Below are 12,112 nucleotides of genomic sequence, written 5' to 3'. Positions count from 1 at the left end.
ACTCAACCGTTCGATTCCTGTGAGGCGGGTATTTCACCAAATCTGGAAGCCTTTTTCAGAGTTTCCCTAGAGTCCAGAGATACGGCAGTTGTAGGGTTAGAAACCTTCGTCTCTAAGATTTGAAGGTTCCTTTGCAGAAGCGCCCGCAGATTTACGGCATGGATTTGGATCGCCTCTATTTCATAGGTTGGCCCATTGCACTGGCGGAGAAGCTGTTCGACAGCACCTTGGTACCTCTGCTGTAGGGCGTTCAATGCAGCCAGGCGTTTCTCATAGGTCACGTCAAAGACCTTGCGCACTTCTCCGTAAAAGTCCTGAGGTAGCGACTGCTGGCACAGGGGGCACTGGTCTTTCGCATGTGACTCAAATTTGAGTGCGTGTTTCACCCAATCTGAGTTACCAAATTCCTGTATCAGAGCCGAAAGGTAGGAATCTCCGCTACCTGAAATTACCTCTACTAAGATCAGGTCTGCTTCAATTTCACCGCCTGTAAATTTTATCGAAGGTATAGCCGGGAGCACGACATCACTTGCTCCGTGAAGGGCTGCGGCCTCAGCACGTAGAGCGTCAGGCGTATCCGTCGTGGGCGCTAATGCCACCTGTGCGACTGCATCAAGCACTCGTTCCTTAGTATTAAGGCGATTGAAGCAGTAAGCGAGTGGGCTGTTGTCAAAAGGAGTCTTGTGCTTCCAGATACTGTCTTTAAGCTTGTCTTTGGCTAGCTCCTGAGCTGCCTTAGCCTCTTTGCCTGCCATCATGTGAGCATCGAGGGTACCGGTAAGTAAGTTGATAGCCGCTTCGGCGTCAGCTATGGCTTTCTCCGCTTCAATATTTTCCTCGTTCAGTGTGAATACACCTGGTTGAGAGGCTTCCTCGTGGAAATTTTTCTCCATGAAGCTGTGGTTGTAAACGAGGATTTCCCGCTCTTTGACCGGTTCGAGCTGGCACTCACTGAACTTCGTATCCGCCGGCGCTTGTAGATAGTTACCGATCGTTGTTTTGCCGGTACCGTTCTGACCGTAAAATACGCTGACCCGCTTCAGGGGCCCAACGCTAACAACGGAGGTGGGGGAATAACTAGACACGTTACGAAGTAAAATTCTGTTTAGCACGGGCTTTCCTTAGCGGGGGATGCATACCACCGGAGTGTAATGCCAGACTGGTTGGTTGCACAGTGCCACCAGTCAAATGTGGCCCAGCTCATTTGTAACCTTTACGCGCTGTTCCTGGCCCTGGATTCGATAATTAGCTGTGCAAACTGAGCCAAATCCCGCACGGGCCCCCTACCCGACCTGTCCAAATGGAATCCCAGCATCCCCACTGCCCTGGGCCCATCTTGATCGCACTCCAGCGAGTCACCCACCATCGCGATCTGGTCATGCTGATCGTCGAGATGGACTGGTAGATCACGGCGTCCGGCTTCATCGCACCGACCTTGAGTAATTGCCTGAAAGGATGACGCTTGCTTCGGAGGTCGACCAGGGTGCCAAAGGCGTCAAAGACAACAGCTGAAATCATGGGTTTACCTAATGAGTTCGCAAAGGCCAAACCGTTGGAAGCAGTTACCGTGGGGTAGCATATGACCATACCGTCCCCACAGGATTTGTCGATTGGGGCAATCATTAGGACTTGAGCACCCTACCTCCCGCTAACGCACAGCAGACGTCGTAAGCAGCTGCCTGCCCACTGAAGATGGTCGATAGTTCTAAAGGACGAGTCCCTTTGCGAAATGCTCCACGACAAAATCGACAAACACCCTTACTTTCGGAGCCATCTGCCGGCTGCCATCCGATGCGGGCCAAGAGGTCTTGAGATGAGCCGAGAGTCCGCGAGATTGCCGACACGTATCGCCACGCCGATGCCCTGCTCGATGATGTCCGAGAACTGGTCACCCAATCGCAGATCGATCGCAAGGGTCGGATATCGCTCGCGAAATGAAGGCAATGCTGGGGCGCAGAAACAGATCGCTCCAAACTCAAAAGCGATTGCTATGACAAGCTCGCGGCGTTTGGTGCGTCAATGAAAGTGCGTTTTCCTCTATGACATCCCCAAGCCTTCACGCCCCAGGCGCGAGTAATCGGGAGAGAGGCTGCAAGCTACGGCCACCGAACCAAGCCCAGTTCCTTGAGCCGTAACGCCATGGCCGAGTCAGACACCCCAAACTGCGCTGCCAGCGAAACAACATTCAGATTATTGAAACGTTGGCATCGGGCTAGTGCAAGCTCCCGCTCCAAGGAGTCTGCAGAGGCGTACAGCAATCCCTCGATGTTGTGGGGATCAAGGTGGTAGGCGACCGTATCATTGAAGTGCAGGCGGTCACCGCACAGGAATTGGCGTCTGAAACGATCAGCAACCAGCTTCGCCGGCATCAGGAAGCAAGCACCGAAAAAATCTGCTTCGCGCTCCTCACGGTTGCTCGGCCCGCTTACAGGGCGGCCATCTAGAGCCCGATCCCTATGCATGACTTCACCCTGATGCAGAACGAGGTGCCCGATCTCATGCGCCCCAGTGAAGAGCTTTACCGTCGACGAGAATTCCTGAGAGATGGCGGTGCGATTGGCCTGGCGGTCGATCAAACCCGCGATTTTGGGGCCTGAACCACCTCGGATGAACTTGGGATCACCGAGGTCGGGAAACTCACGATACTCAAAGCCGTAGGCTAGTGCTGCCTTCCTCGGATCACGCGCCTGAAGTGGAGTAATTTCCCGATGCCACCACAGATGGTATCATTGTCCCCATCTGTGCCGGGCAGCGCCTCCGCGGCTTGGCTTCCAAATCGACTCACGGGCAATTACGCATGGTTATGTCGCACCAGACCTCGGTCGCACATGAGAGTCAGTTGGGATCTTAACTCAATCGGGGATCCGCTTTGTCGTCCGCACTGCAGCCTCTGGCTCAACACATTTCCTGCTTGGCGCAACGACTTCGAGGGCCCCGCGATACCAGACGACTGCAGGCTCACGTCCTGCTCGGTCTATCCGTGTCTCGAATTGCTTTGACTCGTGGAGGATCTGTCGCCAACTGCTATAGCCATACCGTTTCGGAGTTTGTTCCGGGTAGCAACTGGCGATCCAGCGAATGGCACAACCCAGGTGAGTCCAACCGCCCTCGGCAAACTTCGCCTCAGCCTCTTTCAAGCAGGCATATATGCCGTGATCTGAGCCATCCACCGATCCATGGATCGACCCGGCATCGAATATCGCCTGAGCGGCTGGGCTTTGGAGCCACAAGGCCAAGGTCTCTTGAGCCTCATTCATGCCCTTGGCCCAGTCTCGTAGGTTCAGGTAGTGCTGATGAATGGTCTTATAGCTTTCCTCTAGGAACTCATCTGCTGTCGAGCAGCCATCCACTGACCAGAGATCGAACCGGTCAATAAAGTGATGAACCAGCTGATTGCGCAGACCTACCAGCTCCCGCAGGGCAACCTTCGTCATCTCATAGTTTTCAGATGGCATCTGAAGCTCGTGCCGATAGCTGAACCAGGTCTGGTCGTCCGTTTCGACTTGCGCTGACTGCGGTCGATCACCAACCACAGGCGAGGTTATATAGGTATCGGTCAGCATCCCCATCAGTGTGCCCAGGGTCTTCTGCTGAACAGCATTCGCCATCTTCTCTCGGATAGCTTCAAGTTGATCTAACGGGCCACTCACCTCGTGACGGGAGACCATGGCTTTCAGCAGCTTTTCGTACTGCTGTAATTGCAGGAGGCAGCGCCCAAGTTTGCGCTGCACCTCCCATTGAAGGCGGGGCAAAATATCTGAAGGGGTGGCGGCGTCATCCATGAATAGCGACTCAATCATCAACAGTGGGCAGAACTGGTGCGGTGAGTCTGAATCATATTTTGGTGCTCATAAAGCTTGATTTGTTTCGTAGAGCATGCCCTTTTCAGCGATGCAGGTATCGATCCTTCCCGACCACTTTTGGCGCCCTCCAACGGCCCTTATGGCACGGATCAGATGCATAAGTGCCACCCATTAACGCCAAGGTTTCAGCGCCTCCAAACCGCTATGCCTGTCGGCCGAGCTCCAGCAATTCAAGTCCGATCTTCCACAGCACAACACCCGCGATGAAGGCCGACGGCAAGTGCCCCCTACTGCAACTACTGGTCAAATGGTCAGCCTGCTCCAGCCATAAGGTTGGCGAGGCTGCAAGGAAAAACCCGTGGACGTCAGACCAATTAGGCATAGTCGAACTCCCAGCATAGCTCTACTCTCCCGGCCGGCGTTCCACTCCAAGCCGAGCGCTTGATGCGCATGTCGAGAACGTAGTGACCATTTTGACTAGGCAGCCACGAAGCGGGGGGAGACTACATGAGCGATCAGATGATCCAAGACAACACTGAAATAACGTACTTCATTGACGAATCTGGCAATACGGGCGATCTAATTCTAGGGGGCGAAACCCTGAGTTACGGCGGGCAGCCCTACGTTGGACTGGGATGCCTTGGCATCAAAGATCTAACGCAGTTCGAGGCTGACATCAGCGCACTGAAGCTCAAGCATCGGATACAAAGCAATGATCTGAAATCGACGAACATCTACAAAAGTAAGCCAGCCTTCATACTTGACCTAGTAAAGTTGATTGCGAACAACAAAACTCCATTTCTCATCGAGCTGGTGGAGAAGAAATTCTTTGTTGCGACCAACCTAGCTCACTACCTTGTATGGCCACCTTATTTTTCCGGCCCTGATAGGCGAAATAGCAGGCCTTTCCGGACTCAAACCGGGTTGCGTTGGAGACGACTATTACGATTTCGTGGTGCAGCACTTCGCCCAGCTGTATAGCTTGGACAAAACATAATTCTGGGCAAGGTACTCTTGTTCCAAACGGATAATGCTTTGCGCAGATTTGATAAGCGACTCAAACAGCAGGCGCTCCTCCGACAATAAACCCACAGCAGGAAGGTTCGTTGAGCGCGGCTCCTCCACGGAAAAATCCATGTGCGCCATTAAGGTTTCGTGATCCATCATCAAGGCCGTAATCCCTGGCAGTGCCTGCCTGGCGTGAGCAAGGATAGTCAGCCCCCAGCTGTCGATGTCTCCCCAATATGCTATATCCCGCTCGGCGAGCCATGGAGCCATACGCCATTGGGTGTTCCGGCCGCCGCCAAAGATGGCGACCGTGTCTGGAAGTTCGGGCAAGGCGTAGCCGGGCTTGGTGTTCTCTACGACCAACACCCTGCGACCAGGTAATGGTCGTGCCAAAAACTCTTCGAGGGGAATCTGTAATACTGAGAAGCCACCCATTTGCTGCCTAAGTTCTGGACACAAGGGTCGAATATAGAGCCAGTTGCTCGGGGTTTGCAGGCAGCCGAGCCAGGCCTCCAGCCCACCGGCTTCACACAGTGCCCCATTGTGGATGACATCAAGCAAGGTGGTCAGCAGAGGTGTGTGCGTTTCCAGAAATTTGGTATCAATCCCTTGTACAGGCACCCCACGCAGGTAACACCCATCCCCCATACCCTGACGCAACTGTGGCAGCACCTTCGCCATCTGCTGGGCAGCACGATGACTCATTTGCTCGACTACAAGAATCTGACCAATGAGGGTGTCATACAGATTTCGATCCACTGCCAGAAGGGGTTCCATGAGTGCCGCCCAGATCTGAGAACGCTGGACGGCTGCCGGCCCGATGGCTTCAATCAACTCTTTAACATTCGAAAGATCAAGCCGCTCCGGTACCTCGACATCTCCCACCACTCGATACCTGCGGGTTACCCACTTAACCTGATCTGGCTTGCTCCATTGCCGCCAGGCGTTGACCCAGTTGTGGAAGTGGTCAATGTCCATCAATGCATCGCCAGCCGCTGGTGGCTTAAGCGGCAAGCTGATCGGAAAGCGCCGCGTGCCCAGCAGGCGCCCCCGTAGATTGGTTGCGTTATTCCACTCAAGGCGCTCGACCTCGCGCATGACCTCGGTCGGCAAACGCCCCCAACTGCGCATTAGCGTTGCTCCATCTGAATGCCCAGGCCTTCAGCGACCCCGGCCAATTGAGTTTGCTTGGCTTCCCGGCGTTCAGCGCTTTGCTGGTCGAGTTGATCCCAAGTGATCTGGCTCAGGCGACTTTCATGGCCATCGATCTTACGCTCGGCGATGATCAGAGAGCGGGCTGAATCACGAGCCAGGTTCAGGTTCTTGTAGGGTGTAATCAAGTTGACGTGAATTTTAAGCTCACGGAACACCCGCAGCACGCGGCGACTCACCTTATCGGCAGTGTTGGAAAAGGCTTCATCCAGGAACACGGTGCAATACATTGGGTGCGGAGCACCATCTGGGGTCAACACATAGGCCAAGCTTGCGGCCACGATGATGCCGGCAAACGACTCCTTCTCCCCACCGGACTTGCCTGAAGATGAGCGAAGCACATCACGCACGGCGCCGGTTTCCTTCACGATTTCGTTGGCATAGAACGTCATGCGGTAGCGCGAATCCAAGAGGCGTTGACTCTCCAGGTTAATGGCGGTGGCTGAATTGGTAGCCTTTTCCAGCTTGCTGATCAGACTGCAAAGCTCGCGGAACCGAGCCTCGTGATCACCGCTTGAGGCATGTTTAAGAACCGAGCCCAGTAAGGCTGTGAATTCTTTGACATGCGTGTAGTGTTCATCCTCATGTTTCAGCCGCAGGAACGTGCCGTGGTTGAACTCAGTACGCTCCAGCACTTCGTTGATGGTGGCGATACGATCCTGAATGTCCTCACGCTCGTCATCAATGGCCCGTTGCATGCGGCCCAGGGACTGGGTGGTATTGTTGTTTAGACGCTGCTGGAAGCGCTCAACCAGATCGGGCAGACCCTCGTTATTAAGCTTGTCGAGGTAGTCGATGTAATCCTGGCGACCCTCGATAGTCGTCAACCAGTCGTTGGCAACCAACGGCCACTTTGTCTTGAAGCTGTTGATGATCGCGATCATGCGACCGTTGTAGTGATTCGCTCGTTTGCCAATCGAGTTCAATGCATCATCTAGGAACTCTCGCTGGGTCTTCTCCAGTTGATTGAGTTTATCCAGATGTTCCAAGGTAAGAATGCCAACACGCAGGGACAATGACTGGCGCACAGCGTCTGCCAAGCCTGCACTGGCAGCAAGGGCTGAGACCTGACGACTTTTGTTGGCCTGCCGGATCTCCAACTCGAACCCACCGACCGCTCTGGCATTTTGGTTTTGCGCAGTGCGGATTTCCTGGAGCTCTTTTTTAGCCAGTTCAACCAGCGCCTTGGCCTTACTCAGATCGCTGTCCGGAGCATTGAGGGCCGCAAGGTCGTTCTTTAGGGTGTCCAGGTGTTGCTTTGCCAAGGTGACGTCAATTTGATCCCACAGGGTTTGAGCCACACGTTCCCAGATGGCCTCAGAGGCCACCAGGATGTCCATTTCCTGACGTTTTACAGATTCATCGGATCGGGCGGAATCGAGGCCTTCCCGCAGGCGCTCCCCCTCTTCCTGGAGTGCCGCCAGTCGGCTGAGGTTGTTGAATCCGAGGTACCAGTTCTGTTTATCGTCGACGCGTATCCCGTCCTTCTTCTCAAAACGCCCCTTTTCCATGTGCACCAGGCCCTCGCGGGTCATGGAGTAAGGGGTATCATTGAGCACTTCTGTGGAATCCACACAGTGCAGGTCGAAACGCGCCAGATGGCGCTTTAGCCAGTCGCGATACGGATGTTCTTTCCATTCTAGTTTGCGTAGGAACCCGTCGCCGAGGAACTCCGGGTTGCGCTCGGTCTTGCTGACAACCTGGACACGAACATGCAGGCCGGTGTGTCGGCCGTTTACCCAGCCGATAACCATGCGGAACTTGTCTTCGGGCACCAGCAACGTTGTCCGGTGGCCCCCAAGCGCCCGCTCAATAGCACCGCGCCAACGCGCTTCGGTACTGCGCACGTCGAGCAGCTCACCGATAAATACGACGCCATCTTTGTTGAGTTGCAGGCTGTCAACCATTTCGTCCCGCAGGCGCTGAAACGCGGCGTCAATGTTGGAGTGGGGCCGCTTCTCAATTTCACTGATCTGGGCCTGCAGGTTCTTTATCTGTTGGGTAATGCCCGAGAGAGCGCCACGCGACTCGCCGAAAGCATTCTTCGCATCGTCAATCTGAGCGGGTAAATCTACCAGGACAGCTTTGGCCGAAGCGATGTTGTCCCGCACGGCGCTCGCGGTAAGCGTTTCAGCAAGCCCAAGATCACGAGTGTCCTTCTGGTAGTCATGGGCCTTATTGGTCGTGGTCTGGAAGCCCCTCTCCGCATCCTCAACCTCACGCCGCAGGCTATCAAGGCGATCACCGCCCTGCTGCTGGTAGGCGTGTAAAAGCGAGGTTACACGCTCCTCATTCTGCGACACCGATTCAGCCAAACGCTTACCGTCCGACGTCAGGTCATCCAGCGAGCGATCCAGATCTTCACAGCGCAGTCCCCAGAGTCGGTTGCCCTGCTCACCGAAGAATGCAGTCAACCCAGCGGCCTCTGAATTGACCTGCCCTTGCTCCTCCAAGGAACTCTCATAGTTCCGGTTATGGTCTGGCAGGATGCTCAGCACCTCCTTTTGCTGCTTAGCTGTATCCAGCTCATTGTGGACGGCGATCAGATCGTCGAATTCCTTAACAACCCCAGTAGCCAGATCGCGAACTTTGCTTGGCTCCAGCACCAGTTCACGGATCAGCGCTGTCAGGTCATCAATCTTCTTCAGACCCAATGCACGCTGCAGTAGCGCCGGCGCATTGGAGTTTTCCATGCGTAGCAGCCTAGTGAAATACTCTTGGTACGCAGAAAAACTGTTGTCGAAGTGCTTAAGCATTGGGTCGTCATCGACATACTGCTTGAGCTGGCGCACGTTGTTGGAACCAAACTGCTGCAGGAGCACTTCCAGACTGACATTCCGCTTACCTACCAGGTAGAAACGCTTGAGGTCAGTCATGGAGGCGCCGGCCTGGCGAATCCAGAACATGGAAACCAACGTTATCTCGGAGCCATCGTCGGCCCGGTATAGGGCACGCAAGGCGGTCATGGTGGCGCCATCGCGCTTCATCAGGTTGAGGGTTTGAGAACCGTCGTGGGCTGTCCCGTAATTGCCGCGAATATAGGACATCAGGTTGCGATCTGAACGATCACCTTGCGAGGCTGCGATGTTGAATGACGTTTGCCCAGGCCGGTTGAGCAGTGCCATGTGCGCATCGATGAGCGTCGACTTACCCGCACCGTTATCACCGGTGATCAGGGTGCCTTCAGGGTCGATCACTGCCGTGTGTAACCCGTGGAAGGAACCCCAGTTGTAAGCCGAGATCTCCGCTAGGCGGATCTGCCCTGTAGAGAATAGATCGCCAAAGCTGGTATTGGTCGTGTCAGACATCGTCTTCTACCTCCTGTTGACCCATCACACTCCCCCGTTCGGCAAGCAGCTGGTACTCGCTTAGCAGGGTATTCAGGAAGTCGGCATTGACCACGTACCGAATGACCGGGGTGATTTCCAATCGCTCACCGTCGCCGCGCACATTCGCCAACAGGCGCTTTTCGCGCAGCTTAGCTATAGAGCCATTGAGGGTCTTGCGCTCAAGAGCGCTGCTGTTGGTGAGCTTCAAGAAAGGGGTCATGAGTTCGGCGATGGTGTCGACATCGATCATCACCTTGTTCTCACCAATGACTTCCCGCTCCTGGTAGTACTTGCGCAACACCAGCAGCACCAAGGTGTCGTAAAGCGGCATAGTGCGTTTTCCAACTAGGCTTGAGCCATCCTCGTCTGTCAGATCCTCGAACTCGGATTCGCTCAAGTCCTGCTCGAGAAGGATAGCAATGCCTGCTTTCTGGTCTAGCGTCATACACAGCAACATGTTGGCCAGATGAGCGGCGATGAGTGCTCGGTGCTGGCAGAGCGCTTCAAAAGCCAAGCGTTTCTTTTCCGCCCGCACAACACCCGTGTTCAATAGCAGCCTCAGGGCCCGACGAGCCTCCGCTGGCATGATGTCGTGGACAACCTGTGATTCAGGTTGGACGGCCACTTCGTCAAGTTCGCCGGGCTCCTCCTGCTTTGCCAGTCCTTCTTCCCGGTGTCCTGTATCGGCCAGGGCAGTGACTGTCACCTGGCGGTAAGTGTCGAAGAGCGACGGTGCCAAAGCATCGTTGTTTTGGTCTTCACGGTTCATAGGGGGAGGCTCTCTAAATTCTCCGGGAACTGGTCGGCGCTCAGGAGTAGCACGGGAATTTTGGCACGTATGGTCTGACCTTGTCGGTCAGCGACCACCAGATGCTCGACGCCTTCAAGGGAAACCGCTTCAATGGCTTTAGCGATGCGGACAAGGGCGACCAACTCCTCAAGCCCGCCCTGAATAGGGCGCAACTCGGCGATCTGAGCCAGGCTCATCGGCCCTTGGCTTTCCAGCAGGTCGCGCATGGCTTCGGCCACCTCCTGGATCTGCACAGCCTCTAAACACTCAAGAATGGTGTCACTCACAGTGGTCTGGTTACTTTGCGGAACCACCTTGCTGGTATCCAGGCTGGCTTGCGGTTGCATCAGTCGAATGCTCGATGGCGAGCTAACCGAGAATGGCCCGCTGGCTACATGTACCTTTAGTGAGGTGCGTGGGCCAATGTCTTGATCCTTAAAGGTGACTGCCAGTTTTTCCAGTTGGCGCAACACCTGCTCGACTGCCCTGCGTTCGCTCTGAGCACCAGCCTCGACAAATGCCCTGAGGCTTTCCTGGGTGCGGCGACGTATCGAAATTACCCGCTGACTTTCGCTACTCAGCTCACGCACCAGATGTGTGAGAAAACGGATTTCTTGTGCATTCAGGTGGGATCTGGCAGTCGGACGATTCAAAATTGACCGGATTTGCTCACGGAATTCTACGCTCCTGTTCTCGTCGCAGAGGAGCCTGAAAAAGCCGTCAAACGCCTGACCAGCGTCTGTCTGCAAAAGTGCATCTTCATTATCCAGAAGGTTCTGGATGACCAGACCACGACCGCCTTCCGATTCGATCATCTGAACACGGATGCTTTGGTCAAGTTGACGGATGTCATCCTCAACCCGGCGAAAATCACCGGTTAGCCCGGAGGCCATCTGGTAGACACCGCGTACTCGCTCACGCTGTTCTGCACTGGATAGCTCGGGCACGATGCCTGCTTCCAGCCGCATGACTTCTTCACTCAGTTCTGCCATCCGTTCACGCAGTACGAGCAAACGCTCTTCGGCACTCGGGTTGAGAGCGACTGCTAGGTCTCGTACAGCGTCTTGGACTCGGCGTAGGTGGGTGGCAGATGTTGTGGTATCCCTGCTCTCAAGACCCTCGACAAATCGCAGTGCCTGATGAAAGGCGTCAGTACGGGTCAGGTTGTCATCATGCTCACGCATCCAGCCGGCATGGATCCAGTTGCGCAGGTGCGAGTTGGCGTTGTCTTGCATGCCATACGCTCCCTGCCAGGTCGGCAACTCCGCCTCAAGTGCGGCTTTTGCACGTGCGAACAACACCTCTTGTTCGTCAGCAAACAGGCTGTCGATGAACGCCAGGATAATCGGTGCCGAATCTGCACGCAGCAAGCGCCAGGCAAACTGTTCACTATGCAAACGACGATAACGCGCTTGCTTCTCGTACAAACTCATCGCGCCTCTCTAATAGTAGTGAGCTGCAGCATCTATGCTCGTGGCGAGACGAACCTGGTATCCGATGCTGAGACCTCAATCCTAAAGGATTACAAACCCATCTCAATATGCCGTTCCCGGACGCTTACGTTCAGGGCCTCACCCCTAGGGCTGATAGTCTGGTTCAGACCCTGATGTACAAGGCCGCCGTCGCGTATTGCCGATCCTGACCTCCATCTAAGCCAATATAAGCCATATCATGTCGCTCGGGTGTTAAGGGGCTACGGGCGTCGTGAGCTTCATTTTTGAAGAGTGGCGACACGTCGAACCTACATGAAGACAGAAGAGGCTGACCAGGTTTCGGAAGCCCCAAGGGGCCCCGTACCTGTTCAGAAACGTATAGAAACGCCAATGGGAGATTTCATTAAGGCGGAGAAATGCCTACGAGATTTGCTACAAACTGTAGAAACGCATCAGGCTTCTTCCAATAATTTGCAAATCGATGATTAGAAGTCTATATAAATCAACGAAATAGACGATTCTATTCCTTTCGCAAAC

At 54.7% G+C, this 12,112-nt stretch carries 9 protein-coding genes and 1 pseudogene; 1 reads left to right on the top strand and 9 read right to left on the bottom strand.

All coding sequences use genetic code 11. The features are described from left to right. Positions 1-2 precede the first annotated feature (2 nt). The 5 genes and pseudogenes from IFT98_RS14245 to IFT98_RS14230 form a co-directional block, all read right to left on the bottom strand. Positions 3-1,112, bottom strand: coding sequence for an AAA family ATPase (locus IFT98_RS14245; protein ID WP_192063055.1), 1,110 nt, complete (start codon positions 1,110-1,112; stop codon positions 3-5). A gap of 101 nt (positions 1,113-1,213) precedes the next feature. Beyond that, positions 1,214-1,518: pseudogene (locus IFT98_RS21110) on the bottom strand (hypothetical protein). A 240-nt stretch (positions 1,519-1,758) separates the two neighbouring features. Further along, positions 1,759-1,965, bottom strand: a complete 207-nt coding sequence (locus tag IFT98_RS14240) for a LysR substrate-binding domain-containing protein (protein ID WP_342214168.1) — start codon at positions 1,963-1,965, stop codon at positions 1,759-1,761. Between the two features lie 131 nt (positions 1,966-2,096). After that, positions 2,097-2,576: an ImmA/IrrE family metallo-endopeptidase gene (locus IFT98_RS14235; protein ID WP_244650960.1), complete on the bottom strand. Its 480-nt coding sequence runs from the start codon at positions 2,574-2,576 to the stop codon at positions 2,097-2,099. Positions 2,577-2,852: 276 nt separating this feature from the next. Beyond that, a complete protein-coding gene (locus IFT98_RS14230; RefSeq protein ID WP_192049423.1) occupies positions 2,853-3,782 on the bottom strand; it encodes an OST-HTH/LOTUS domain-containing protein in 930 nt (309 codons plus the stop codon). A 528-nt stretch (positions 3,783-4,310) separates the two neighbouring features. Between IFT98_RS14230 and IFT98_RS14225 the strand changes: the two genes are divergently transcribed. Continuing rightward, positions 4,311-4,784, top strand: a complete 474-nt coding sequence (locus IFT98_RS14225) for a DUF3800 domain-containing protein (RefSeq protein WP_192049421.1) — start codon at positions 4,311-4,313, stop codon at positions 4,782-4,784. Here IFT98_RS14225 and IFT98_RS14220 read toward each other — a convergent pair. The 4 genes from IFT98_RS14220 to IFT98_RS14205 are packed head-to-tail and all read right to left on the bottom strand — an operon-like array spanning position 4,746 to position 11,575. After that, a complete protein-coding gene (locus IFT98_RS14220) occupies positions 4,746-5,942 on the bottom strand; it encodes a DUF3322 domain-containing protein (protein WP_192049420.1) in 1,197 nt (398 codons plus the stop codon). The genes IFT98_RS14225 and IFT98_RS14220 overlap by 39 nt on opposite strands. Beyond that, the gene (locus tag IFT98_RS14215; RefSeq protein ID WP_192049418.1) at positions 5,942-9,331 is read right to left on the bottom strand and encodes an ATP-binding protein; all 3,390 of its coding nucleotides are present in this window, start codon (positions 9,329-9,331) and stop codon (positions 5,942-5,944) included. Before IFT98_RS14215 ends, IFT98_RS14220 begins: the two co-directional genes overlap by 1 nt. Next, positions 9,324-10,121: a DUF4194 domain-containing protein gene (locus IFT98_RS14210; RefSeq protein ID WP_192049416.1), complete on the bottom strand. Its 798-nt coding sequence runs from the start codon at positions 10,119-10,121 to the stop codon at positions 9,324-9,326. The genes IFT98_RS14215 and IFT98_RS14210 overlap by 8 nt, the downstream gene beginning before the upstream one ends. Further along, positions 10,118-11,575, bottom strand: coding sequence for a DUF3375 domain-containing protein (locus tag IFT98_RS14205; protein ID WP_192049414.1), 1,458 nt, complete (start codon positions 11,573-11,575; stop codon positions 10,118-10,120). The genes IFT98_RS14210 and IFT98_RS14205 overlap by 4 nt, the downstream gene beginning before the upstream one ends. Positions 11,576-12,112: the final 537 nt, after the last annotated feature.

The organism is Pseudomonas sp. CFBP 8770 (genome assembly GCF_014841705.1).
GTDB lineage: Bacteria > Pseudomonadota > Gammaproteobacteria > Pseudomonadales > Pseudomonadaceae > Aquipseudomonas.
This window is presented reverse-complemented; position numbering and strand designations above follow the sequence as displayed.

Excerpts from the sequence above, each read along its gene's own strand:
- IFT98_RS14230 (WP_192049423.1), bottom strand. The coding sequence starts at position 3,782 with ATGGATGACGCCGCCACCCCTTCAGATATTTTGCCCCGCCTTCAATGG.
- IFT98_RS14225 (WP_192049421.1), top strand. The coding sequence starts at position 4,311 with ATGAGCGATCAGATGATCCAAGACAACACTGAAATAACGTACTTCATT.
- IFT98_RS14220 (WP_192049420.1), bottom strand. The coding sequence starts at position 5,942 with ATGCGCAGTTGGGGGCGTTTGCCGACCGAGGTCATGCGCGAGGTCGAG.
- IFT98_RS14215 (WP_192049418.1), bottom strand. The coding sequence starts at position 9,331 with ATGTCTGACACGACCAATACCAGCTTTGGCGATCTATTCTCTACAGGG.
- IFT98_RS14210 (WP_192049416.1), bottom strand. The coding sequence starts at position 10,121 with ATGAACCGTGAAGACCAAAACAACGATGCTTTGGCACCGTCGCTCTTC.
- IFT98_RS14205 (WP_192049414.1), bottom strand. The coding sequence starts at position 11,575 with ATGAGTTTGTACGAGAAGCAAGCGCGTTATCGTCGTTTGCATAGTGAA.